The organism is Ferruginibacter lapsinanis (assembly GCF_020783315.1).
Classification (GTDB): domain Bacteria; phylum Bacteroidota; class Bacteroidia; order Chitinophagales; family Chitinophagaceae; genus Ferruginibacter; species Ferruginibacter lapsinanis.
In genome coordinates this window covers 588,237-611,790 of the sequence record NZ_CP086063.1, presented here as the reverse complement: position 1 = coordinate 611,790, position 23,554 = coordinate 588,237, and the positions used below count along the sequence as shown (strand labels likewise).

The 23,554-nt window shown below is 37.2% G+C and carries 25 protein-coding genes; 15 read left to right on the top strand and 10 right to left on the bottom strand.

All coding sequences use genetic code 11. The annotated features are described in order from the left end of the window. Positions 1 to 15: 15 nt before the first annotated feature. Entirely contained in the window at positions 16 to 210 is a 195-nt protein-coding gene (locus LK994_RS02605; RefSeq protein ID WP_229761328.1) for a hypothetical protein, read from the top strand. Positions 211 to 234: 24 nt separating this feature from the next. Beyond that, positions 235 to 942, top strand: a complete 708-nt coding sequence (locus LK994_RS02600; RefSeq protein WP_229761327.1) for an RsmE family RNA methyltransferase — start codon at positions 235 to 237, stop codon at positions 940 to 942. 17 nt (positions 943 to 959) lie between these two features. Here LK994_RS02600 and LK994_RS02595 read toward each other — a convergent pair whose 3' ends face one another. The 3 genes from LK994_RS02595 to LK994_RS02585 form a co-directional block, all read right to left on the bottom strand. Then, positions 960 to 1,754 (bottom strand): TerC family protein, encoded by a 795-nt coding sequence (locus LK994_RS02595; RefSeq protein ID WP_229761326.1) that lies wholly within the window; start codon positions 1,752 to 1,754, stop codon positions 960 to 962. Beyond that, positions 1,754 to 2,113 (bottom strand): hypothetical protein, encoded by a 360-nt coding sequence (locus tag LK994_RS02590; protein ID WP_229761325.1) that lies wholly within the window; start codon positions 2,111 to 2,113, stop codon positions 1,754 to 1,756. The genes LK994_RS02595 and LK994_RS02590 overlap by 1 nt, the downstream gene beginning before the upstream one ends. A gap of 73 nt (positions 2,114 to 2,186) precedes the next feature. Further along, the gene (locus LK994_RS02585) at positions 2,187 to 3,224 is read right to left on the bottom strand and encodes a quinone-dependent dihydroorotate dehydrogenase (protein WP_229761324.1); all 1,038 of its coding nucleotides are present in this window, start codon (positions 3,222 to 3,224) and stop codon (positions 2,187 to 2,189) included. Between the two features lie 102 nt (positions 3,225 to 3,326). Between LK994_RS02585 and LK994_RS02580 the strand changes: the two genes are divergently transcribed. The 5 genes from LK994_RS02580 to LK994_RS02560 all read left to right on the top strand — a co-directional run bounded on the left by LK994_RS02580 (position 3,327) and on the right by LK994_RS02560 (position 8,643). Beyond that, positions 3,327 to 4,502, top strand: a complete 1,176-nt coding sequence (locus LK994_RS02580; RefSeq protein ID WP_229761323.1) for a thiolase family protein — start codon at positions 3,327 to 3,329, stop codon at positions 4,500 to 4,502. Positions 4,503 to 4,586: 84 nt separating this feature from the next. Beyond that, on the top strand, positions 4,587 to 7,001 hold the full coding sequence (locus LK994_RS02575; protein ID WP_229761322.1) for a TonB-dependent receptor: 2,415 nt from the start codon (positions 4,587 to 4,589) through the stop codon (positions 6,999 to 7,001). Between the two features lie 90 nt (positions 7,002 to 7,091). Next, positions 7,092 to 7,730 carry a phosphatase PAP2 family protein gene (locus LK994_RS02570; protein ID WP_229761321.1) on the top strand — a complete coding sequence of 213 codons (639 nt, stop codon included), beginning with the start codon at positions 7,092 to 7,094 and terminating at the stop codon, positions 7,728 to 7,730. Continuing rightward, the gene (locus LK994_RS02565; protein ID WP_229761320.1) at positions 7,731 to 8,183 is read left to right on the top strand and encodes a GNAT family N-acetyltransferase; all 453 of its coding nucleotides are present in this window, start codon (positions 7,731 to 7,733) and stop codon (positions 8,181 to 8,183) included. It begins immediately after the preceding gene. Positions 8,184 to 8,199: 16 nt separating this feature from the next. After that, complete coding sequence (locus LK994_RS02560; RefSeq protein ID WP_229761319.1) at positions 8,200 to 8,643, top strand: DUF2721 domain-containing protein; 444 nt, start codon at positions 8,200 to 8,202, stop codon at positions 8,641 to 8,643. A gap of 5 nt (positions 8,644 to 8,648) precedes the next feature. Here LK994_RS02560 and LK994_RS02555 read toward each other — a convergent pair whose 3' ends face one another. After that, a complete protein-coding gene (locus tag LK994_RS02555) occupies positions 8,649 to 9,044 on the bottom strand; it encodes a DUF983 domain-containing protein (RefSeq protein WP_229761318.1) in 396 nt (131 codons plus the stop codon). Between the two features lie 211 nt (positions 9,045 to 9,255). On the opposite strand from LK994_RS02555, the gene LK994_RS02550 reads away from it, so the two are divergent. Continuing rightward, positions 9,256 to 11,634 (top strand): TonB-dependent receptor, encoded by a 2,379-nt coding sequence (locus LK994_RS02550; RefSeq protein ID WP_229761317.1) that lies wholly within the window; start codon positions 9,256 to 9,258, stop codon positions 11,632 to 11,634. A gap of 77 nt (positions 11,635 to 11,711) precedes the next feature. Beyond that, positions 11,712 to 12,830, top strand: coding sequence for a PepSY-associated TM helix domain-containing protein (locus tag LK994_RS02545; protein ID WP_229761316.1), 1,119 nt, complete (start codon positions 11,712 to 11,714; stop codon positions 12,828 to 12,830). An 84-nt stretch (positions 12,831 to 12,914) separates the two neighbouring features. Here LK994_RS02545 and atpC read toward each other — a convergent pair whose 3' ends face one another. After that, a complete protein-coding gene (gene atpC / locus LK994_RS02540) occupies positions 12,915 to 13,166 on the bottom strand; it encodes an ATP synthase F1 subunit epsilon (RefSeq protein WP_229761315.1) in 252 nt (83 codons plus the stop codon). 81 nt (positions 13,167 to 13,247) lie between these two features. Continuing rightward, entirely contained in the window at positions 13,248 to 14,753 is a 1,506-nt protein-coding gene (gene atpD, locus LK994_RS02535) for a F0F1 ATP synthase subunit beta (protein WP_229761314.1), read from the bottom strand. A gap of 566 nt (positions 14,754 to 15,319) precedes the next feature. Between atpD and LK994_RS02530 the strand changes: the two genes are divergently transcribed. Next, positions 15,320 to 15,790 carry a hypothetical protein gene (locus LK994_RS02530; RefSeq protein ID WP_229761313.1) on the top strand — a complete coding sequence of 157 codons (471 nt, stop codon included), beginning with the start codon at positions 15,320 to 15,322 and terminating at the stop codon, positions 15,788 to 15,790. A 74-nt stretch (positions 15,791 to 15,864) separates the two neighbouring features. Next, entirely contained in the window at positions 15,865 to 16,389 is a 525-nt protein-coding gene (locus LK994_RS02525) for a hypothetical protein (protein WP_229761312.1), read from the top strand. 124 nt (positions 16,390 to 16,513) lie between these two features. On the opposite strand, the gene LK994_RS02520 is transcribed toward LK994_RS02525, so the two are convergent. Then, entirely contained in the window at positions 16,514 to 16,918 is a 405-nt protein-coding gene (locus LK994_RS02520) for a hypothetical protein (protein WP_229761311.1), read from the bottom strand. 172 nt (positions 16,919 to 17,090) lie between these two features. Between LK994_RS02520 and LK994_RS02515 the strand changes: the two genes are divergently transcribed. Beyond that, on the top strand, positions 17,091 to 17,867 hold the full coding sequence (locus LK994_RS02515) for a hypothetical protein (RefSeq protein ID WP_229761310.1): 777 nt from the start codon (positions 17,091 to 17,093) through the stop codon (positions 17,865 to 17,867). A 131-nt stretch (positions 17,868 to 17,998) separates the two neighbouring features. Here the strand turns inward: LK994_RS02515 and LK994_RS02510 are convergent, their stop codons facing one another. Beyond that, a complete protein-coding gene (locus LK994_RS02510) occupies positions 17,999 to 18,280 on the bottom strand; it encodes a DUF2752 domain-containing protein (protein WP_262907919.1) in 282 nt (93 codons plus the stop codon). A gap of 115 nt (positions 18,281 to 18,395) precedes the next feature. Continuing rightward, on the bottom strand, positions 18,396 to 18,815 hold the full coding sequence (locus tag LK994_RS02505; RefSeq protein ID WP_229761308.1) for a DUF4190 domain-containing protein: 420 nt from the start codon (positions 18,813 to 18,815) through the stop codon (positions 18,396 to 18,398). Between the two features lie 431 nt (positions 18,816 to 19,246). Here LK994_RS02505 and LK994_RS02500 point away from each other — a divergent pair, with 431 nt between their 5' ends. From LK994_RS02500 to LK994_RS02490, 3 genes are all read left to right on the top strand, one after another. Continuing rightward, complete coding sequence (locus LK994_RS02500) at positions 19,247 to 20,107, top strand: sulfide/dihydroorotate dehydrogenase-like FAD/NAD-binding protein (protein ID WP_229761307.1); 861 nt, start codon at positions 19,247 to 19,249, stop codon at positions 20,105 to 20,107. Next, complete coding sequence (gene gltA, locus LK994_RS02495; RefSeq protein ID WP_229761306.1) at positions 20,104 to 21,597, top strand: NADPH-dependent glutamate synthase; 1,494 nt, start codon at positions 20,104 to 20,106, stop codon at positions 21,595 to 21,597. Before LK994_RS02500 ends, gltA begins: the two co-directional genes overlap by 4 nt. An 86-nt stretch (positions 21,598 to 21,683) precedes the next feature. Then, positions 21,684 to 22,853: a hypothetical protein gene (locus tag LK994_RS02490; RefSeq protein ID WP_229761305.1), complete on the top strand. Its 1,170-nt coding sequence runs from the start codon at positions 21,684 to 21,686 to the stop codon at positions 22,851 to 22,853. A gap of 88 nt (positions 22,854 to 22,941) precedes the next feature. Here LK994_RS02490 and LK994_RS02485 read toward each other — a convergent pair whose 3' ends face one another. After that, positions 22,942 to 23,280 (bottom strand): hypothetical protein, encoded by a 339-nt coding sequence (locus tag LK994_RS02485; RefSeq protein ID WP_229761304.1) that lies wholly within the window; start codon positions 23,278 to 23,280, stop codon positions 22,942 to 22,944. Between the last annotated feature and the right edge of the window lie 274 nt (positions 23,281 to 23,554).

The window sequence follows — 23,554 nt, the reverse complement described above, 5'->3', positions numbered from 1 at the left end:
TCAAGGATATTTTGTATGAAATACAAACATATTTTATCACTTTTTTTAGTAGGTGTGATCGTTTATTTGATTGGTGTAGTTTTTAAAATTACACATGCACCGCATGCTAATACGATCATCATTGTTGCTGTTGCTACAATGATCACAGCAGTTATACTGGCAATAATAAAAATTCTGACCACGAAAAATAATAGCTTCTTGAATAAATAAGATTAGTTCATCTTTAGTAGTACAATGGCTTTACCTTTTTTTTATAACGAAGAGATTACAATTGCTGCTGATATGGTGGTGTTAAATGAAGAAACATCCAAACATATCGTGCAGGTATTGCGAATGCAAAACGGAGAGCAATTACAATTAACAGATGGCAAAGGGAATTTATTTACAGCCGAGATAACTGATAATAACAGAAAGAAGTGTACGGTTAAAATAACAAATATATCTAGTGTTCCGACACCTGCGTCAAGCAAGGCAATTGGTATATCGCTGGTAAAAAATAGTCATCGCTTTGAGTGGTTTTTAGAAAAAGCCACAGAGATAGGAATAACTGAGATCTATCCGCTTATCTGTCAGCGAACAGAGAAGCAACATTTTCGATCTGACAGAATGAAAACCATTCTGATAAGTGCGATGCTGCAATCACAACAGGTTTGGTTGCCCATTTTACACGAGCCGATCAAATATCATTCATTGGTTAACCAATCATCTCATCAACAAAAATTTATTGCACATTGCGAAAACGAAGAAGATAAAGTACAGTTAAGTGTTCTGCCTTCAAGTTCATTAGTATCTACGTTAATTTTAATTGGTCCTGAAGGCGATTTTACTAAAGAAGAAATAGCGTCTGCTTTGCAAAAAGATTTTATTCCTGTTGCACTGGGTAATACAAGATTGAGAACAGAAACAGCGGGTATTGTAGCCGCTACATTGCTTACTAAATGATACTAAACCGATAATTATTAAGAAGCCTGGTCAGTATCTTTTTCTTCTTCCCAAACAGGTTCGTTTAATTCTACTACTCTTCTTTTTCTTTGTCTTTTCAATATTGTCATATTCAAAAGTTCTACTGCAAAAGAAAATGCCATACCAAAGTAAATGTAATTTTTTAGATGAAGTTCATGTGCTTGTTTACTATCCCAACCTTCAATAACTAAACTAATACCTATCATTACTAAAAAAGATAAGGCTAACATTTTTAATGAAGGATGCTTATGTATGAATGAAGAAATTTTCGGACTGAATAAAAACATAATGATCATTGCAATTACAACAGCAGCTATCATGATCTCAACATGTTGTGCTGTACCACCTGCAGTAATGATACTGTCAAAAGAAAATACCATATCGATCATCACAATTTGAACAATTGCTTTGGCAAAAGATAATGGAGGTTTGTTTCCGGTATTCTCATCAAGTTCACCCTCTAATTTCTGATGTATTTCACGTACGGTCTTATATATAAGAAATAAACCTCCGGCCAACATTACCAGGCTTGCCAGATCAAAGCCTTTATCAAACAGAGTAAAAACGGCTTTCCCTTTTTGTTTCAGCAACCAGCCTAACCCCATTAATAGTAAAGAGCGTACAATTATACCAGTGACCATCCAAACTCTTCTTGCAGCTTTCTCTTTTTCATTAGGTAATCTATTGATAATGATGCTTACAAAAATCACATTGTCAATACCCAAAACAATTTCCAGGATAACCAATATAAAAAAACTAATGATAGACTCAGACGTAAATAAACTTTCCATTATGCAGAATAGATTTGTGCAAATATATTATATAAAAAACCAAGTTTATATCCCATAAAAAAGCGACAGGCAATACTGTCGCTCTTGAATGAATAAAATTGTGATCGCTTAATTAACTTTTTTTCTTTCTCGTCACCGGTAAGATCATCTAATTTGTCGCTTATTGTATTCCTTAGTTCTGCTGCTTTTTCTTTGGTAGAATCCCAGGCATCTTCTACTTTGTCCTCCAGGTTTTCCCAAAATGAGCCGGCTTTTTCTTCAAACTTTTCCAATGAATCTTCGGTTTTATCTTTCAGGTCTTCAAATTTGTTTTTTAGCTTATCTAAAAAGCCTTCTTCTTTTTTTACTTCTTCACTCATGATTGAATATTTTTTAATTAAAAAAATCTGTATAAGAAGAAGATAAAAAATCAGTCAAAATGGTTGCAAATGATCAAAGTTTTTTGCAAATATTTTTTACAATAGCAGGCCCGGTATATATGAATCCGGTCCATACCTGTACAAGTGAAGCACCTGCATCTATTTTTTCTTTTGCATCTTCAGCAGTAAGTATTCCTCCGCTTCCGATAATAGATAACTGACCGTTGGTTTTTTGATGAATGTATTGTACAATTTCGGTGCTTCTTTGTTTTACCGGTGCTCCGCTTAATCCTCCGGCTTCACGGCTTACCACTGCGTAGTCCTCACTTAGTCCTTCTCTGCTTATAGTTGTGTTAGTAGCAACCAATCCGTCTAATTTTATTTCGGTGGCCAGATCAATCACATCGTCGATTTGTGTTTGTGTAAGATCCGGTGCTATTTTTAATAAGATAGGTTTAGGATGTCGAAGCTTAGTGTTCAGGCTTTGCAGATTAGTTAAAATTTTTCTTAACGAATCTTTTTCCTGTAATTCTCTCAGGCCCGGAGTATTTGGACTGCTAACATTCACCACAAAATAATCAACATATTCATGTAAGGTTAAAAAGCATTTTTCGTAATCCAGCCAGGCATCTTCATTTGGTGTGATCTTGTTTTTACCAATATTTCCCCCAATGACCAGCCGTTTGTTGTTCGTGGTCTGTTGTCTATGCTTCCATTTTTTCAATCTTTCTGCTACAACCTCCATTCCATCATTATTAAATCCCATGCGGTTAATAATGGCTTTGTCTTTTGGCAAACGGAATAATCTTGGCTTCGGGTTACCATCTTGAGGCAGTGGTGTAACTGTTCCAATTTCCACAAATCCAAATCCCAAAGCTTCTAACTCATTCAAATAGGTAGCATTTTTATCAAAGCCGGCACCTAAGCCAACTCTGTTAGAGAATTGAATGTTGAATATTGAATATTGATGATTTCCCTTGGGCTTGTAGATAGAGGATAACAATCGTTTTCCAAAAGGGATCTTACAGATAACCCTAAGGATGTTCATGGAGAAATAATGGACCTTTTCGGGGTCAAATTTAAATAGGAAAGAACGTATTAAATTGTACATGCTGCCACAAAATTAAGTCAGAGTTTTCAGTTTTTTGTTTTCATGCAGAAATTATAACTTTGATATAGAAAGTTGCATAAACAACTAAATAAATTTATTGCCATGCAAGAAGCGTATATCATAGCAGGATACAGAACAGCCGTAACAAAAAGCAAAAAGGGAGGGTTCAGGTTTACAAGACCCGATGACCTCGCCATAGAGGTGATCAAAGGATTACTGGCAAGTGTTCCGCAACTGGATGTAAAATCAGTGGATGATGTTATTGTTGGTAATGCAGTGCCGGAAGCAGAGCAAGGGTTGCAGGTGGGCAGGATGATCTCTGCAAAAGCAGTCGGCATTCATGCCCCCGGAATTACCATCAATCGGTATTGTGCAAGCGGTTTGGAAAGTATCGCTATGGCAACAGCCAAAATAAGAACAGGTATGGCTGAATGTATTATAGCGGGTGGAGTGGAAAGTATGAGCATGGTACCAACGGCAGGTTGGAAAACATCCCCATCTTATGCTATTGCCAAAGACGAACCTGATTTTTATTTAAGCATGGGATTAACGGCAGAAGCTGTTGCCAAAGAATTTAATGTGAGCAGAGAAGATCAGGATGTATTTAGTTATAACAGTCATGTAAAAGCAGGTAATGCGATCAAAGAAGGGTATTTTAAAAGCGGTATTTTACCCATCAATGTAGAAGAAGTTTATCTGGACGAAAAGGGGAAAAAGCAAAAAAGAAATTTTACTGTTGATACAGATGAAGGTGTAAGAGCTGATACAAGTATCGAAGGGTTATCAAAATTAAAACCGGCTTTTGCCATGGGTGGAAGCATTACAGCAGGGAACTCTTCACAAACCAGTGATGGCGCTGCTTTTGTAATAGTAATGGGTGAAAAGATGATGAATAGCCTGGGGCTTCATCCCATAGGCCGTTTGATAAATTGCGCCAGTGCAGGGGTGCATCCACGTATCATGGGAGTAGGGCCAATTGAAGCAGTTCCTAAAGTGTTGAAACAGGCCGGAATGAATATAGCTGATATAGATCTGATTGAGTTAAATGAAGCATTTGCATCACAATCATTAGCGGTAATCCGTGCATTAAATTTGAATCCTGATATTGTAAATATAAACGGAGGTGCAATTGCACTGGGTCATCCTTTGGGGTGTACCGGTAGCAAGTTGACCATTCAATTGCTCAATGATATGAAACGCCTCAATAAAAAGTATGGTATTGTTACCGCTTGTGTTGGCGGAGGTCAGGGTATCGCCGGCATCATTGAGAATTTATAGATATTGCCGTTTAACATATTAAAAACATTCAATCTTTTGGCAATCGCTATATTTGCAACATTGTTACAAATGCAATGATTGATTATGATGATTCAATTCAAACCTTTCCTACTTAGTATAACAGTTTTTCTTTTTTTTGCTTTTAACACCAAAGCCAATTCTGGCGTAGGTGATGTTTTGAAGGGTTCATTTACTGTAACAATAAATGATGCTGTAACTGGTGATCCTATCGAAGGAGTTTCTGTATACTTTTCGGATGTGAAAGTGGGTGGTAGCAGTAATTCCAAAGGAGTAGTTAAACTGGAGAATATACCAGAAGGAAAACATCTCATAGAAATATCGCATATAGGATATAATACTATTTCTGAGTATGTAGACATTATTGGGGACACAAAAAAAGTGTATGTTTTAAGTCGTACTGTAGTAGAAAATAATGCGGTGATCGTTACGGGTACCACTGGTGCAACACAGTTAAAGAAAGTCCCTTTTCAGGTTTCTGTATTGAAGAAAGAAGATCTGTTACAGAATGCCTCAACAAATATTATAGAAGCATTGGCGAAGAAACCCGGGGTTTCAACTTTATCAACCGGGCCTGCAATCTCAAAACCCGTAATAAGAGGCTTGAGTTACAATCGTGTGTTAACAATCAATGATGGCGTTAGGCAAGAAGGGCAACAATGGGGAGATGAGCATGGCATTGAAATAGATGAAGCCAGTGTAAACAAAGTAGAAATTTTGAAAGGACCGGCTTCTTTGATCTATGGGAGTGATGCTACAGCAGGCGTGATCAATATAATTACGAATGTGCCTGTTGCAAATAATACAATGAAGGCAAATGTTTTTTCTAATTATCAAACTAACAATCATGCCAGAACATTGAATGCAAATCTGGGAGGAAATAAAAATGGAATAAATTGGAATGTATATGGCTCTGCGTTGGCTGCTTCCGATTACAGCAATAGATATGATGGGAAAGTTTTTAATTCAAAATTCAATGAGCAAAATTTCGGTGGCTATGCAGGATACAATGGCAACTGGGGTTACAGTCATTTGTTGTTTAGTAAGTTTAATTTAAAAGCTGGTTTGGTAGAAGGAGAAAGAGATATCAATGGTTATTTTATTAAACCAATTGCAGGAGGTGGTGAGATTGTTGCAACAAATACAGATTTCAATAGTACCATTCCTTTAATTCCATATCAAAATATTCAGCATTTTAAAATCGCAACGGATAATAGTTTTAAGTTGGGTGAAAATCGGTTGTCCCTTAATGTTGGCTATCAACATAACCAAAGAGAGGAATTCAGTAATCCTGATGATGTAAATGAAAGAGCATTGTTTTTTGATCTCAAAACCATTACTTATGCAGCGCATCTTCACCTGAAAGAAATGGGTGGCTGGAAAACAGCTGTTGGTGTCAATGGAATGCAACAGCATAATGTAAATAAAGGCATAGAACAGTTAATTCCTGATTATACTTTGTTTGATATTGGCGGTTATGCATTCACTCAAAAAACAATTAATAAAATTACGCTGAGTGGTGGTGCCAGGTATGATACCCGTAATATAGCTGTAAGTAATTTATTGGATGGGAACAACATAAAAGCAGCTGCATTTAAAAGATCATTTTCAAATTTTTCGGGAAGTATTGGTGCAACTGTACAAGTTACAAAGAACCTTAATTTGAAAGTAAATATAGCCAGGGGATTCAGGGCCCCGAGTATTCCGGAACTTTCATCTAACGGAGCACATGAAGGAACCATCCGATATGAATACGGTCAACAAAACTTAAAAAGTGAACTGAGTACACAATTAGATGGAGGTTTTGAATTCAATACTGAGCATGTTTCATTTGATATTTCCGGATTCTATAATAGCTTCAGCAATTTTATTTTATATAGAAAATTACAAGCTGGTAACGGTGGAGATTCAACCATTAATATTGATGGGCAAGAACTCACTGCATTTAAATTTGAACAAACCAAGGCTGCATTAAGTGGAATAGAAATGGAGGTTGACATTCATCCGCATCCGTTGGATTGGTTGCATATTGAAAATACTTTTTCATTGGTAACAGGCAAATTAAAAGAAGCAATAGAGGGAAGTAATAATTTGCCTTTTATTCCGGCACCCAGGTTGATCACAGAGTTCAGGGGAAATATTAAAAAGATCAAAAACAATATCCACAATGCTTATGTGAAATTTGAAATAGATAATACATTTACTCAAAACAATATTTTTACTGCCTACAATACAGAAACGAGAACATCCGGCTATACTTTACTGAATGCAGGAGTTGGTGCAGATATTGTTTCAAAAAAGGGAGTTACTTTATTCAGTTTACATTTTGTAGGAACTAATTTGGCAGATGTAGCTTATCAAAATCATTTAAGCAGATTAAAATATGCTGCAGAAAATATGGCTACAGGTAGAAACGGTGTCTTTAATATGGGCCGGAATTTTAGTGTTAAATTTAATGTGCCATTGAATTGGAACCTTTAATAAAGAAATCGATGCCACAGGTATTGCGATGAACAAAGAAATATTTATAATAGGATATGCTTATTTTGCATAACTAAACAATACATCAATATGTATTTTAAAGAGAAGATCATAGTCATTGTTTCACTATTATTTTGTGCAATAAATACAAATGCTCAAAATATAGATATTGATCTGTTAAAGCCGATCAACAAACACGAAACAGATTTTAAAAATAAATACCTGGAGCTTTGTGCTTCTTCTGTTACTGCAACAAGTATGGCTTTGCCTGTAGGAGTCTTTGCGGCAGGCCTCATCAAACACGATAAAAAATTACAGATCAATGCAGCATATATGATGGGAGCTTATCTCACATCTGCGATAATTACACAAGGCACTAAAAGGATCTTCGATCGAAACAGACCATTTCAGGATTATGCATTTATTGTAAAGAGAGATGATGAAAGTGGGGGTATGTCATTTCCTTCAGGGCATACTTCTGCCGCATTTAGTACAGCTACTTCTTTAAGTTTGTATTATCCTAAATGGTATGTGATTGCACCGGCATATCTGTATGCTGCAAGTGTTGGCTGGGCACGTATGTACCAAGGAGTGCATTATCCTACCGATGTGTTGGGTGGAGCTATAGTGGGTGCAGGTAGCGCCTGGCTGTCATACAAGGTACACCAGCACATCGATAAAAAAAATCTGGCTAAAAAAAAGAGCGCAATAAATAAAGCAACATTATAAATGGGAAAGATCAGGCAGGCTATAGTGGCAGATGTGAATGAGTTATCAGTTCTATTTGATAACTACAGGATCTTTTATGAAAAAGAATCGGACATTGATGGCGCTAAACAATTTCTGCAACAAAGAATTCAGAATAAGGAGTCGGTGATATTTATATATTTTACTGAGGAAAATAAAATGGCGGGATTCGTTCAGCTCTATCCTCTTTTTTCATCTACCCGAATGAAAAAATTATGGTTATTGAATGACTTGTTTGTGCAGCCGAATCATAGAGGCCAAGGTGTGTCTATTGCCTTGATAGAAGAAGCCAAAAAATTATGTTTGCAAACTAATGCTTGTGGCCTTTCTTTGGAAACAGCAAAAACAAATAGTATTGGCAATAAGTTATATCCCAAAACGGGTTTTAGTTTGGATCAAGATCATAATTATTACTATTGGGATGTACCGAAATAAAACTTATTTTTAATGTATGTTAGAAATTTCGATCAATACACCTGCATTACTTTTTCCGGCAATTACTTTATTGATGCTGGCATATACCAATCGTTTTTTGGCTGTAGCCGGACGAGTAAGAAAGTTGCATGAAGAATATGTAAGTGGTAAACCTAATGAAAGAAATATACTGGGACAGATCAAAAATTTAAGAAGCCGTTTAAATCTGATCCGTTACATGCAGATGCTGAGTGTGATCAGTTTTTTGTTATGTGTATTATGCATGTACACCATTTTCAGGAATTGGATAGAAGCAGCGCATTTCATTTTTGCAACAAGCCTTATTTTATTATTTATTTCTATTTCTCTTTCATTGGTTGAAATAAATAAAAGCACTCATGCAATTGATCTTGAATTAAGCGATGTGGAAGAATTATCTAAAGCAAATATTTTTACTGATATTTTTAAGGCAGAAGAATAAGGTTGCTATTGATGATGATCGAACTCCACAGGTTTATGTTGCTCATAATCCGGATCATATTTTACAAAGAAATACAAATAAATAACTCTGCTTAATCTCATCAACCAGGGTTGTATCAATACCAGCAATACACAATTAGCTGCCAGCCACCAGAAGATACTGTTGTCATTGAAATTTACACCAAACAACACCAATGATGCAATGAATGTAGTAATAGAAACCGCTACTGCCAACGCATAACTCACATAGCCAGTGCCATACCAAAAACCTGTTTCCAGGTCATACTTCTGATTACAGGTAGGGCATCTGTCGGGCATATCAAAAATATGCGAAAGCTTCAGTTTTTTATATGGGTTAGCATCTTTGAACATTGGGCCACGGCGACAACGTGGACACTTCATTTTGAATATGCTCAAAAAATAATTGGGAGTGGGTTTCTTATTATCCATGGTTTGCAAAGATACTTAAAAGATAGCGGTATCTAATTTTCGTGTTTTATAAAGCAACGCATCTTCGAAATGCTTCTTTCCTTTTTGCGTAAAGATATTTCCCGATTGCTACACCACAACATTTTTTTTACAGACACTTTTGCATCTCAAAAATTAATTACTAATGATAAAGATCACGTACCCAAAAATTAAAATACTTTTTTTACTGATAGCTGTAATTAGCATCAGCACTGCATTTTCGCAAGAAAATACAGGGACGATCACTGGAGTGATATCCACAGCAGATGGTAAACCGGCAGAAGGTGTGACCATCTTATTAAAGGATAATAATAAAAATACAATTGCAGATAATGCAGGAAATTTTAAAATTAAAAACGTACCGGCGGGCAAACAAACTGTAATAGTTAGTTTGGTTGGATATGATGATGTAGAGAAAATCACGGATGTGATATCCGGAAAAATAACCGTTGTAGATATTAAACTAAGTCTTAGCAATAAAGAGTTAAGTCAGGTGGTAGTAGTGGCAAATAAAAATAGTTTTAAAACAAATCGCACCTCTAATTCATTGCGTTTGCAAACACCTATATTAGAAATTCCACAGAACATACAGGTAGTAACTTCTAAAACAATGAATGATCAGCAAATATTTGATATGCTTGAAGGCGTAACACGTAATGTAAGTGGTGCAACCAGGGTAGAGCATTGGGATAACTATGCCCGTATAACCATGCGTGGGAGCAATGTGGCCGCATTTAGGAATGGATTAAACGTATCCACAGCATGGGGGCCGCTTGTTGAAGATATGAGTATGGTGGAACGGATTGAATTTGTAAAGGGTCCGGCAGGATTCATGCTGTCAAATACCGATCCGAGTGGCTTTTACAATGTAGTTACTAAAAAGCCGAGTGGCAGAAATAAAGGAGAACTAAATGTATCTGTTGGCAGTTTTGATCTGTATAGAGCTGCATTAGATCTGGATGGAAAGCTCTCTAAAAATGGAAAGTTATTATATCGCTTAAATGTGGTAGGACAAACCAAAGGTTCACATCGTCAATATGATTTTAATGATCGTGTAGGAATTGTACCGGTATTAAAATATTGGGTGGATGATAAAAGTTCAATAACACTAGAATATGCTTATCAAAAAGTGCAAACCAGTCCAATCGGTTCTAACTATTCATTTTCAAAAAGAGGATTAGCTGATCTGCCAATTACATTTACTACAGCAGAAGCCAATTTGCCTAAAACAGATATGATCGAAAAAAATGTGTCAGCGATCTTTGAGCACAAGATCAACAACGATTGGAAATTCACAGCACAAACATCTTATATCAGGTATGATCAGGAGGGAATATCTCTTTGGCCTCAAGGGTTTGATGCAAGTAATGATAGTTTGATGCAAAGAGGAGCAGGCAATTGGGATGTGTTGGGACTTACCAAGGCGGGGCAAATGTTTGTGAACGGCGAAGCAACGACAGGAAACATTGGACATACAATTCTTGCAGGTATAGATTTGAGCAGTAAAGATTATTATCACGACTGGAGTCAATCGAGAGCGATCGGCACACCTATAAATATTTATGCTCCGGTGCATGGCCAATCAACACCCATCGTCGCTTTTGACAGAACGTTATCTGTAAGAGAAAGAGGAGTAAGATACTATAATGCCTATAGCGGATTATATGCTCAGGATGAATTAAGTTTTATGGATAATAAACTTCGTTTAACCCTTGCAGGTAGATATACTGCCTTTAAAACTTCAGATCCTTATTCGGGGGCAGTAGACCATAAAAAAATTACACCAAGAGTAGGGGTAAGTTATTCAATCGATAAGAATACTGCTGTATATGCTGTATATGATAAAGCAATGCTGGAAAATTTTGGGAGTGATTGGCAGCAGAAAAGTTTTGATCCTATTATTGGAACTAATGTAGAAGCAGGAATTAAAAAGGATTGGTATAATGGAAAATGGAACTCTACTATATCTGCCTATCAGATTACCAGAACAAACGTGCAGACTGCAGACCCTGATCACTTGAATAGCCTGGGACTGCCATACAATCGTCAGACAGGAGAGCAACAAACACGGGGTGTAGAAGTAGATATCAAAGGGCAGCTCATCCGTAATCTTGACGTGATCGTAAACTATGCATTCACTGAAGCAAAGATTACAGAAGATACAGATCCAAAAGTGATCGGTAATCAATTGCCGGGGTCATCAAAGCATGTACAAAATGCCTGGCTGAATTATAGAGTAGATAAAGGAATAGTAAATGGGCTGGGTTTTTCTTTAGGATATCAATATCAGGTAAAGAGGGCTCCATGGTATGTGTTTGATAATTCCGTACAAAGCTTACCCGATTATTTCAGAGTGGATGGCGGCGTATCTTACACAAAAGAAAAATTATCTTTTAATGTGGTGGTAAATAATATCTTGAATAAATATTTATACTCCGGAGCTTTTTACAATTGGGGCCCTTATTATTATTGGCAGGCCGAACCGGGAACGAATGTGCGGTTTACTGTAGGATATAAGTTTTAGTTTTTTTGATAGTGTAGATGTTACTTTGACAATCCCTGTTTCTACAGGGATTGTATTATTTCAAACAAATAGTTAGAATGCGGATAAGAAAAATAATTGGTAAGCTTCATTTAATACTCGGATTATCGAGTGGAGTGATCATTGTGTTCCTGGGTATTACCGGGTGTATATTGGCGTTTCAAAGAGAAATCGAATCAGTATCAAAACCGTATCAGTTTATTGTAGCTGATGCAAATGCTGTTGCAAAGCCTCCGTCTGTATTACAAAAAATTGCAGAAGCGTCATTGCCCGGAAAGCTGGCTCATAGTATTACATATAGTAAAAGGCATAGAGCGGTGCAGGTTATTTTTTACGGGGATGATTATTTTTTTATTGTGTATGTAGATCCGTATACGGGCAAAGTGCAGCAGGTAACAGATATGAGTACTGATTTTTTCAGAGTGATGATAATGGGCCATTATTATTTGTGGTTGCCACCAGCTATCGGGCAGCCTATCGTTGCATCGGCCACACTCATTTTTGTGGTGATGATGATAACAGGGCTTGTACTTTGGTGGCCACGGAATAAGGCTGCACGTAAACAACGATTCAGTATTAAATGGAATGCGGGGTTTAAAAGAAAGAATTATGACCTGCACAATGTATTAGGTTTTTATATGCTTACTGTTGGAATGGTGATTGCACTAACGGGGATGGTGATGGGGTTTCAATGGTTTGCAAGATCTGTTTATTATACTGCCTCGGGAGGGAAAAAGCTTAACCAGTACGAAGAAACATTTTCTAAGAAATTACAAAAAGATACGGCTCATTCAATACAACCTGCAGTAGATATTGTGTGGCAAAAGATGATCGCAGCACATCCCGATGCACAAAATTTTGAAGTGCATTTTCCTGAAAATGATTCAGTATCTATTGGAGGTGTGGCTAACCCGGATGCAGATACCTATTGGAAAAGCGATTATCGTTATTTTGATCAATACTCCTTGAAAGAGATAGAAGTAAAGCATTTGTATGGCCGATATAAAAACACCACTGCGGCCGATAAAATAATGCGTATTAATTACGATCTGCATACCGGAGCTGCATTGGGGTTGCCCGGAAAGATATTGATGTTTTTCGCAAGCGTAATAGCGGCTTCATTACCTATTACGGGCTTCATACTTTGGCGGGGTAGAAGAAGGAATTGTAAAAAATAAGTTCAGCACAATGAGGTGATTCATGTCAATAAAAAAAGCCCATACAATATGTATGGGCTCATTATCTTTATCAATTATAAATTATCAATTCTCTTCAGCACCTTCAATTAACACAGTGGTCTTGTTATTCAACACTTCTACAAATCCGCTTTGTATCTTGAAAGAAGAAGTAGCAGTCTTATCTTTTAAAATTTTCAGGCTACCTGCTTTTAAAGCACTCACCATCGGAGCATGTTTGTCCAATACTTCGAATGAACCGCTGATACCCGGCAATTGAACGCCGTATACTTCGCCGCTGAAAATTTTACGCTCTGGAGTTAATATTTCTAAAGTCATAATACTGATTTGGAGATTTGGAGATTTGGAAATGATTGAGAGTTTTTCAAATCTCAAAATTTCCAAATCTTCAAATTATAATTAAGCTTGCGCTGCCGCCATTAATTTTTTACCTTTTTCAATTGCATCTTCCAACGTACCAACAAGGTTGAATGCTGCTTCTGGATATTCATCCACTTCACCATCCATAATAGCGTTGAAACCACGGATAGTATCTTCGATAGGAACAAGCACACCTTTTAAACCGGTAAACTGTTCAGCCACAAAGAATGGTTGAGACAAGAAACGTTGTACTTTACGTGCACGTGATACTGTTAGTTTATCATCATCACTCAATTCATCCAAACCAAGGATGGCGATGATATCTTGTAATTCTTTATAACGTTGTAAAATTAATTTTACTCTGTTGGCAGTGTTGTAATGTTCGTCACCAACAATTGCAGGAGTAAGGATACGAGAAGTAGAATCCAAAGGATCTACCGCAGGATAGATACCCAGATCGGCGATCTTACGACTTAATACCGTAGTAGCATCCAAGTGAGCAAAGGTAGTTGCAGGAGCCGGATCCGTTAAATCATCCGCAGGTACATAAACCGCCTGTACAGATGTAATTGAACCGTTCTTAGTTGAAGTGATACGCTCTTGCATCAATCCCATTTCAGTTGCCAATGTTGGTTGGTAACCCACCGCAGATGGCATACGACCTAACAAAGCCGATACCTCAGAACCTGCCTGAGTAAAACGGAAGATATTATCTACGAAGAAAAGGATATCCTTACCTTGACCGGTACCATCTCCATCACGGAAATATTCAGCAATAGTCAAACCACTCAAAGCCACACGAGCACGAGCTCCTGGAGGTTCGTTCATCTGACCGAACACAAATGTTGCTTTACTATCTTCTAATCCTTTTACATTTACTTTACTCAGATCCCATCCACCTTCTTCCATGCTATGTTTGAAATCATCACCATAGTTCATGATACCTGCTTCGATCATCTCTCTCATCAAGTCATTTCCTTCACGTGTTCTTTCACCCACACCGGCAAACACTGATAAACCAGAGTAAGCTTTTGCGATATTGTTAATAAGCTCCTGGATCAATACTGTTTTACCCACACCGGCACCACCGAATAACCCGATCTTACCACCTTTTGCATAAGGTTCGATCAGATCGATTACTTTAATACCGGTATATAAAATTTCGTTAGCTGTACTTAGGTCTTCAAATAATGGTGGCTTATTGTGAATAGGACGACCGCCTTCTTTGCTTACCTGTGGCAAACCGTCAATAGCATCACCTGTTACGTTGAACAAACGTCCTTTGATACCTTCACCGATCGGCATTGCAATTGGTTTGCCTGTATCTGTAACAACTGTACCACGAACAAGACCTTCCGTACCGTCCATCGCAATGGTACGTACGCTGTCTTCTCCCAAATGTTGTTGCACTTCAAGCACCAATTTATCACCGTTTGAACGGGTTAATTCCAATGCGTTTAAAATTTCGGGAAGTTTGCTGTCGCTGTCGAACTGAACGTCCACAACCGCACCGATAATTGACTTGATTTTACCAGTATTAGCCATATTCTATTTACGAATTTAGATTTACGATTTACGATTTGGCATGTGCCGCTTCGTTTCAGGCCGCAAAGGTAAGGGTTGAAATCGGGATTTTGAAATACAATATCGATTTTTTTGTAATAGGCTTTTGAGCCCCGATTGGGCTGCGATGGCGGAGTTTATCATGAGGTTACGAAAGGCTCCGTTCAACTATGGAACTACTATTGAGCGTTAATTGTGGAGTAGGGGGTGCCTGCCCGTTCAAACCTATTCGTTAACCCTTAGTGTAAGCGTTGATTACCCGTTATTATACCGGTAAGCGACTAGTTCAGAAGGGGTCGCTTACCCCATACCCAACGGGTAAGTTACCCTTAACTTAAGGCAAACTTACCCGTTACTCAACGGTAAACCAGGTCGTTCCAAAGGGGTAATGTACCCGTTACCCAACGGGTTAGCACCCCCTTCATTAAGGGGTTGTTACCAGTTACCCAAGGGGTAAGCGGATAGTTCAGGAAGGGTTAAGGGGTGCTGGTGACCAGATTGGGTTGTTCTGATAGGATATTGTATTAAATTTGAAAGAAGAATGAAAAATGAAGACTAAATTATTAATATGTATAGCTTTAATTTACTCCGTAAACTTAACTGCTCAACATAATGAACATCATTCATCCTTGACTATTTCAATAGATTCAATAGCAAAGGATGTTCAAAACAATCAGATATCATTCAGTTATGAGATTAGGTCCTTTTCCAGAAAAAAAACAAGAATTCCTGCTTGCCTTTTTGTATCAGAAAGTGTTACTTCAGATATTCAGTATGTCGTACAAGTTTTTGATGAACAGAAGAGAGAGTTTGTTACGCAAATTTGTGCACTTTCATTGGACCCATATCGAGAGATATTATTTGATTACTTAAATAAAGGGCAAAAGAAAATCGGACAAAAGAATATATTTTGCCCTTTAAAAATAAAAAATAGGTATAGGATCATGCTTATTTTTCATTCTTCAAAATATAATAAAATAAATGACTGCTCATCCCAATGGCTTGAATTTAATACATGAAAAAAGATGGAACCATCCTGTAGCTTTAGGTAATTTAGGTGATAGATCCTAAATTCTCTTCCAATTTAGTAAATATGACAAAGACTAATTATTTTATCTTTTTCCTTTTTTTGGTGCTCCCCTATAGCTCTTTCGGACAAAACGATTGTGGTATTACTGTTGACACAACCAAAATATTTTTAGACGAAAATTTAGACAGCTTTCTTTCAGATTTGCAATTACAGACTTTTCAAACATTTACGAATAAAAAACAAATTCCTCAGGCAATTAAACAACAACTTGACTGTTTGACAAAAGACAGTTTTTCTATAGCAAATCCGAACGAAGAATATAGATGTTGCTGTACATCATCTAAAAAATTGCCTCGAAGGAAATTGCTGTTCTTTTCTCAAAGCAAAGACATTTTTCTTATTACATATTTAACGGGTGGTCTTGGAGAATCAACAACAATACTTCTTCTCAAATTACAAGGTGATAAAATCATAGACATATGGACTGGCTATGGTTTTCCAGAATTTAAATCAAAGAATGAAGTTATTAAACACATAGAAAAAAAGAGAAAATCAGAATTTGGACTTCATAGTAATTTATTCATTTAAAGACAAATGCTTCCGCACTTCGCCGTTGTTGGTCGCCGCCAATAACTTCCAATAGACATATCAGTCTGTCTTGCTGTCGTCGAGTTATTAATATTTATTGTTAGTTTAGTAACGTATTGACAGTTTATTTATATGTCCAATGTTTTTTTAAAGTTCCTTGTTCCCAAAATTCTTTTTTTACTAATATTCCCTTGTTATTCCAATAATAAAAAAAGCCATCTTCTAAACTATCTTTATAATTTTCCAGTTTAATTAAAATTCCCTCTTTATTATATGTTGAAGATAATCCATTCAAATATCTATTTCGCATATAGAAACTCTTATAAATCTTTGTTCTAGCAGAATCAAAAAACCTTAAATGCAATCCATCGTCTCTGTCTTGGTGATGCCCCATTTCATATTCTGTTAACACTTTACATGTGCTATTAGTCTTTATAATCAAAGACCAATCAGTTTTTTCAGACTGAGAAAAAGCGTTAGCATTCAAAATCAAAAAAATACTTAATACTAATTTATACTTAGTTTCCATGATTTACTGTGTTGTTGTTTAACCCTCTTCCAGATGTATAGGACTCTGTCATACTGCATGGGAGTTACCAATGTTTATTGTTGACTCAGAAATATGAGGACACAAGGCTGAGTCTTGCTCCTGCATGAAATTAAATGTATTTTTGTTGTCAATATTTTATTGCTTTCGTTTTATGAAAAAAATTTTCATCATCACTGTTCTGTCTTTTTTTATCACCATTGCCAAAGCAGATTGTTTAGGTTATCAAACCAGCTGTGTATGGCCTTGTGGGAAATTAATAAGTAATCATTCAATTGTAATAATTAATACCGGTGATTCAAGCTATGGAAATGCTATTGGTTCAAAATATAAAATTTATTTGCAGTCAACAAAGACAAAAAATAGAATTCTATTATTGGTTACACAGGTTTGTAATGGCGGATTAAATTTTATGCAGATCGTCTTAACACCTTCCTCTAAGTTAATTGAAGGTGAAGAATATGAGTTGATAGAAGTAGATAGAGCAAAGAAAATTACAAAATTCACCGGCAGGGACTTTGAACAGCAAAAAGATGTTGCCATTAAATGGAAAGCGGTTAATAGATCTGGTAATGCTCCCGTTTGGCAGAAGCAACCAACATTGATCAGGAAAATATATATAGGGTATGGTTGTGGGCCGGAAGTAAAAACAATTTTTAGTTTTGAACCTATTGAACCTATTGAACAGCTGATCAAAACTATAGTTAAAAATAAACGAACCGGTATTGAAAAAACATGCTATTTACAGAGTAGTAATGGCCTATTTGAATTAGGTCATAATATGTGTTGGGGTGAATTTGAGTTTACAAAAGAGAGCAAAAATGATAATGATGAATATGAGGTAAGATTTAATCTTGTTGATGAAACCGGCAATGTTTCCATCCAATCAGATGTGATATCGTTTATACAGCCTAATGGAGCAAATGAGTAATTTCATCAACAAGATTGAGTCTTACTCCCTCACTAGCGCAGATATGCAGCACAGCTAAGCAGCCTGGCGTATCTGTGCCTTCGATTACGCCTGCAGAAGAATGTGTCTGCCGTCTATCGCTTTCTCTATGCTTAATTAAAAATTGCAGCAATAAGAGGGAAAAAACAGCCGATGAATAAAAAGATCGAGAATGTAATATCTACAGCGAGAAAATATCGGGGATAGAATTGTTGTTTCTTAAAATAGAAAAATAAAAAAATCCTTGCCATTAATTGTATGCCGAAGAAAGCAAACAATTGCAGTGATAAACCATTGAGTCTGGTTGCTTCTTTAAAATTACCAATCAGGATATGATGAAATGCTCTTGTGAGGCCACAGGTAGTACAGTCCATGCCGGTAGTTTGTTTATACACACACTGCACAGCATGATTACTGTAAGCAAAAAAGCCGGCATAAAATAATATCAATATTATTATGCCGGCCCAAATGCAATTGAATAAAAAATAGGTTTTGTTATTCAATAATAATTTATTGAGCTACTGAATCTTGTACATTAACAGAGTCAACTGTTCCCACTGAATCTACCGGGGTAAGTGATTCCATTGCATTTTTTATTGAATCCATGGAATTTTTAAGTTGATTCATTTGAGTAGAATCTTGTAATACTTTACTTAGATCACTCATTTTTTTTGCTTGCCATGAAGCAACAGATGTACCCAATATGGATAGAATGATGCCGGCAATAACCATACCCTTGCCGCCGTTAACTTTGTTAGCCATCACAAAGCCAACAATTCCAAGTATAATTCCTAAAATACCGGGAATTACGGCGAAGGTTCCCAGGCAAGGGATAAAAGAAAAAATAAATGCGATGATACCCAGAATTAAACTGATGATACCAAAAGTTTTGTAAGCATTCGATGATGCCTGAACATTTTGTTGTTCCATGTTTTTTTTATTATAAGGTTAGTTAAGAATACAATGGTATATAAAAAATTGGAGAGTATCAAATAGTGCGTTAAAAATTATTGGATAGTATAATATTATTCTCTGAATATTACCCATCCGTTACTGTTAGAAATATTATTACTTCCGCCATTGTTGGTAAGCCACCATCAACGGCCAATAGGTAGCGCATCAGTCTATTCTGCAGCCAACAAATTATTAATGTATACTGTTGATGTGATAACAGATAGACACAAAAAAAGTCTGGCGCTTGCATGACCTTTTAGGCTAATCAAGAAAACTTTTTTCCTCCATCCACTTCCGGCAACGTTGCCATTTTAAAATCATGATTTTTTTCTGCTTTTTGACAAACATTCGTCATATTATTTAAGTGTTTAATAAAATAGGTTTGTGCCCGACAACCTATCAAAAACATGAACAACATACTTTTTAAGCAACAGCTTTCGCAGGATGTATTTCTAATGCGTATTCATGCGCCACTAATAGCCGAAGAAAGACAGGCAGGGCAATTTATTATTTTACAAACCGATGATGATTATGGCGAACGTATTCCGCTTACCATTGCAGATGCCGATACGGTAGAAGGTTCTATCACTATCATCTTCCAGGTAGTAGGAAAGACCACCAAACATTTAGCCACCTTTAACGTAGGTGATGAGTTACCGGCGCTGCTTGGTCCGTTAGGTAAGCCTACACATATTGAAAATTTTGGTCGTGCTGTTTGTGTATGTGGTGGCATTGGTGTAGCACCTATGCATCCTATAGCGCAGGCATTAAAAAAAGCAGGCAATCATGTTACCATCATCATTGGTGCAAGAACAAAAGAACTCGTTATTCTGGAAGAACAAATGAGGGTTATTGCCGATGAATTGATTATTTGTACCGATGATGGATCAGCCGGAATAAAAGCATTGGTTACAGCACCTTTAAAAGAGTTGTGCGAAAGAGAAACAAAACCGGATATCGTTATTGCTATCGGTCCGCCGGTGATGATGAAATTCTGTTCAGAAACAACCAGGCCGTACAATGTATTTACACAAGTGTCTTTAAACACTATCATGGTAGATGGCACGGGTATGTGCGGCGGTTGCAGAGTGAACGTAGGCAAGGAAGTAAAATTTGTTTGTGTAGATGGCCCTGAGTTTGATGGGCATTTGGTTGACTTCGATAATATGATGGCAAGACTGAGTGCTTACAAAGACATTGAAAGAACCCATTATAAATGTTTTGTTGAAAAAGCATATAACAACAGTTTAAAAGAGGAAGCATTATGAGTTACAGAACTGCCAAAGAATTACAGGAAGAAGCTGAATCATTGTTAAATGAATATTCGGCCAGAGCCGCCACCTTAAAAGTAAAAGAAAGACAAAAGATACCATCGCAGGATATGCCCGTGCAGGATCCCGAATTGCGTTCGCATAATATGGAAGAGGTAGCACTCGGCTATAGTTTTGAGCAGGCGCAGGTAGAAGCCTATCGCTGTTTGCAATGCGCCAAAAAGAATTGCATGGAAGGCTGCCCGGTTAAAATAGATATACCTCGTTTTATAGATCATATCGCCAAAGGCGAAATAGAACAAGCGATTGCGGTGGTAAAACAAACAACGCTGTTGCCTGCTGTTTGTGGTCGTGTTTGTCCGCAGGAAAAACAATGCCAGCTGCATTGTACGCTTGGTAAATCATTGAAGGATATTGACAGTTCAGTAGCTATCGGTCGACTAGAACGTTTTGTTGCAGACTGGGAACGCATTAACGATAAAATTGTGATCCCTTCTGTAAAACCGGCCACCGGAAAAAAAGTGGCGGTAGTGGGTAGTGGCCCTGCAGGGTTGGTAGTAGCGGCAGATTGCAGAAGAGAAGGACATCATGTTACAATTTTTGAAGCATTTCATAAATTGGGTGGTGTATTACGGTATGGCATACCCGAATTTAGATTGCCTAACGATATCATTGATAAAGAAATAGAAACCCTTGCAGCAATGGGGGTAGAAATAAAAGCAAATTTTGTGGTAGGTCGTACCAGGAAATTAACTGACCTGATAGATAAAGATGGCTATGATGCGGTGTTCATTGGTACAGGTGCAGGGCTTCCTGTTTTTATGGGTATTGAAGGAGAGAACCTGATCGGTGTTTTTGCGGCCAACGAATATCTTACCCGTATCAACCTGATGAAGGCTTTTGATAGAAAGGCAGACACGCCTATTTATCCATCAAAAAATGTGGCAGTATTAGGTGGTGGTAATGTGGCGATGGATGCTGCAAGAATGGCTAAACGTTTGGGAGCAGAAAAAGTATTTGTAGTATACCGCAGAGGTGAAGCCGAAATGCCTGCAAGAAAAGAAGAAGTGTTGCATGCAAGAGAAGAAGGCGTGGAATTTTTGTTACTTAAGAATGCAAAGAAAATATTGGGTGATGAAAGCGGCCGTGTGAATGGCATTGAATGTGTGCAATACGAATTGGGAGAACCCGATGCATCCGGAAGGAGATCACCGGTGCAAATACCTGGCAGCGAATTTATACTGGATGTTGATACGGTAATTGTAGCGGTAGGCAATGGCAGCAATCCACTCATCAGTCAAACTACACCACAACTGGCAGTTAATAAAAGAGGCAATATTACTGTAGACGAAACACAGCAAACCTCTATGAAAAGAATTTTTGCCGGCGGCGATATTGTATTGGGTGCTGCTACTGTTATATTGGCAATGGGTGAAGGCAGAAGAAGTGCGGCTTCTATTAATGCAATGCTGGCAGAGGAAGTGTAAACAATTTGTATTGAGGGCCTGACTGTTTTTGAAGATCTTACATTTTCTCATTACCCCGCTTTTCCCAATATCCTTAAATTTGCTGCATGCAATTGATTCCCGTAAACGATACGAAAGGACAAAAAGAGTTTTTGCAGGTGGCTGTAGAGTTGTACAAAAACGATCCTAAATGGATACGTCCTTTAGATAAAGACATTAACCAGGTTTTTGATAAAAATAAGAACAAAGCTTTTCGTTCGGGAGAGATCGAGCGCTGGATACTGAAAGATGATGAAGGGAAATTGATCGGCAGAATCGCCGCATTTGTCAATAAAAAATATAAAACTAAAGGAGATGATGTGCCGGTAGGCGGCATTGGTTTTTTTGAATGCATCAATGATCAGGATGCGGCAGATCTTTTATTAGATAACGCCAAACACTGGCTGATACAACATGGTATGGAAGCGATGGATGGTCCTATCAATTTTGGAGAAAGAGACAGGTGGTGGGGAATGGTAACCAAAGGTTTTGAAGAACCGTTGTATTGCATGAATTACAATCCACCTTATTACGTGGAGTTGTTTGAAAATTATGGTTTTCAGGTTTTCTTTAATCAGATATGTTTTGGCATGGATCCTAAAAGTCCGTTGCTAAAAAAAATTCACGATCGTCATGCGGTATATGCAAGCGATCCAAACTTCAGTTCTCAACACATCAAAAAAGATCAGTTAGAAAAATTTGCCGAAGATTTTGTTACTGTATATAACAAGGCATGGGCAGGGCATGGCGGTTTAAAACAAATGTCGAAAGAGCAGGCTGTAATTTTATTCAGGCAAATGAAACCGGTGATGGATGAAAAGATCATTTGGTTTGCGTATCACAAAAATGAGCCGATTGCCATGTTTGTAAATTTGCCCGACCTGAACCAATGGTTCAAATATTTGGGAGGTAAATTCGGACTACTGCAAAAACTGAAATTCTTGTGGGTTAAGACATTCAAGCCCAATAAAAAATTTACCGGGATCGTATTTGGTGTGGTTCCGGAATGGCATGGAAAGGGTATTGATGCTTTTATTATCGGAGAATCTGCTACAAAGCATTTACAAACAGATGCCTGTACCTATACACAATATGAAATGCAGTGGATCGGAGATTTTAATCCTAAAATGATCAATATTGCCGAAAGCCTGGGAGAGACTTACCGCAGCCGCAACCTCACTACCTATCGGTATTTGTTTGACAGAACGAAGGAGTTTAAAAGGCATCCGGTATTGTAAGTATTACGAAAAAGGACTGTAGTTAATAAAACTATAGTCCTTTACAAATTATGGTTGTTTAGTTTTCTTTTTTTGTTTCGGTATATCATCAGTTGTAAAACCCCAATCTTCTACACGTTTCATTTTTACTATAGATACCGGTCAGTACATTTCTGCTTGCTTTATTGATAGAGTCTAATTCACCGATCAATAGATCTCTGTCGGGATAATCTTTTCCCATTTCTTTTTTTGCTTCTTCAGCTTTCTTATGTAATTGTGCAGATTTTACAGCATTCGGATAGGATACAATCCAATCATGATCTTCCATTGCTTTTTGCGGACTATCAGCTCCCATCGCCGTATGTTTAGTGTAAATGTTTTCAGACAGTTTGATGATCGCCCCCACATTTTCAGGAATTGGAACTCTAATTTTAATAGCCCTTGCCATAATTGAAGAATTTAAAAGTGCGATGAGTGTTTTATAAGCAAGTAAGTTGAAAAATGGTTTATAAAAGGTTGAAGGAGTAATAAATTTTTTCGGAAGTTATTTAGAACTAACGGTTTGGTATATCTACTTACAGAAACCTTACCCGGAAGTTTCACAATAGCGGTTGGAAGTTTCCATGTGTAATCTGGAAGTTTCGGGATGGTGGTTGGATGTTTTCAGATAGCATCTGGAACTGACAGAAGACCAAATGGTAATTTCCGATCTTAGCATTAAA

What these genes read in the sequence shown, in the direction of transcription:
- LK994_RS02550 (WP_229761317.1), top strand. Translation starts at nt 9,256, where the DNA reads ATGATAAAGATCACGTACCCAAAAATTAAAATACTTTTTTTACTGATA.
- LK994_RS02605 (WP_229761328.1), top strand. Translation starts at nt 16, where the DNA reads ATGAAATACAAACATATTTTATCACTTTTTTTAGTAGGTGTGATCGTT.
- LK994_RS02600 (WP_229761327.1), top strand. Translation starts at nt 235, where the DNA reads ATGGCTTTACCTTTTTTTTATAACGAAGAGATTACAATTGCTGCTGAT.
- LK994_RS02555 (WP_229761318.1), bottom strand. Translation starts at nt 9,044, where the DNA reads ATGAAGTGTCCACGTTGTCGCCGTGGCCCAATGTTCAAAGATGCTAAC.
- LK994_RS02595 (WP_229761326.1), bottom strand. Translation starts at nt 1,754, where the DNA reads ATGGAAAGTTTATTTACGTCTGAGTCTATCATTAGTTTTTTTATATTG.
- LK994_RS02525 (WP_229761312.1), top strand. Translation starts at nt 15,865, where the DNA reads ATGACAAAGACTAATTATTTTATCTTTTTCCTTTTTTTGGTGCTCCCC.
- LK994_RS02565 (WP_229761320.1), top strand. Translation starts at nt 7,731, where the DNA reads ATGGGAAAGATCAGGCAGGCTATAGTGGCAGATGTGAATGAGTTATCA.
- LK994_RS02590 (WP_229761325.1), bottom strand. Translation starts at nt 2,113, where the DNA reads ATGAGTGAAGAAGTAAAAAAAGAAGAAGGCTTTTTAGATAAGCTAAAA.
- LK994_RS02570 (WP_229761321.1), top strand. Translation starts at nt 7,092, where the DNA reads ATGTATTTTAAAGAGAAGATCATAGTCATTGTTTCACTATTATTTTGT.
- gltA (WP_229761306.1), top strand. Translation starts at nt 20,104, where the DNA reads ATGAGTTACAGAACTGCCAAAGAATTACAGGAAGAAGCTGAATCATTG.
- LK994_RS02545 (WP_229761316.1), top strand. Translation starts at nt 11,712, where the DNA reads ATGCGGATAAGAAAAATAATTGGTAAGCTTCATTTAATACTCGGATTA.
- atpD (WP_229761314.1), bottom strand. Translation starts at nt 14,753, where the DNA reads ATGGCTAATACTGGTAAAATCAAGTCAATTATCGGTGCGGTTGTGGAC.
- LK994_RS02500 (WP_229761307.1), top strand. Translation starts at nt 19,247, where the DNA reads ATGAACAACATACTTTTTAAGCAACAGCTTTCGCAGGATGTATTTCTA.
- LK994_RS02515 (WP_229761310.1), top strand. Translation starts at nt 17,091, where the DNA reads ATGAAAAAAATTTTCATCATCACTGTTCTGTCTTTTTTTATCACCATT.
- LK994_RS02520 (WP_229761311.1), bottom strand. Translation starts at nt 16,918, where the DNA reads ATGGAAACTAAGTATAAATTAGTATTAAGTATTTTTTTGATTTTGAAT.
- LK994_RS02575 (WP_229761322.1), top strand. Translation starts at nt 4,587, where the DNA reads ATGATGATTCAATTCAAACCTTTCCTACTTAGTATAACAGTTTTTCTT.
- LK994_RS02505 (WP_229761308.1), bottom strand. Translation starts at nt 18,815, where the DNA reads ATGGAACAACAAAATGTTCAGGCATCATCGAATGCTTACAAAACTTTT.
- LK994_RS02585 (WP_229761324.1), bottom strand. Translation starts at nt 3,224, where the DNA reads ATGTACAATTTAATACGTTCTTTCCTATTTAAATTTGACCCCGAAAAG.
- LK994_RS02490 (WP_229761305.1), top strand. Translation starts at nt 21,684, where the DNA reads ATGCAATTGATTCCCGTAAACGATACGAAAGGACAAAAAGAGTTTTTG.
- LK994_RS02485 (WP_229761304.1), bottom strand. Translation starts at nt 23,280, where the DNA reads ATGGCAAGGGCTATTAAAATTAGAGTTCCAATTCCTGAAAATGTGGGG.
- LK994_RS02530 (WP_229761313.1), top strand. Translation starts at nt 15,320, where the DNA reads ATGAAGACTAAATTATTAATATGTATAGCTTTAATTTACTCCGTAAAC.
- atpC (WP_229761315.1), bottom strand. Translation starts at nt 13,166, where the DNA reads ATGACTTTAGAAATATTAACTCCAGAGCGTAAAATTTTCAGCGGCGAA.
- LK994_RS02560 (WP_229761319.1), top strand. Translation starts at nt 8,200, where the DNA reads ATGTTAGAAATTTCGATCAATACACCTGCATTACTTTTTCCGGCAATT.
- LK994_RS02580 (WP_229761323.1), top strand. Translation starts at nt 3,327, where the DNA reads ATGCAAGAAGCGTATATCATAGCAGGATACAGAACAGCCGTAACAAAA.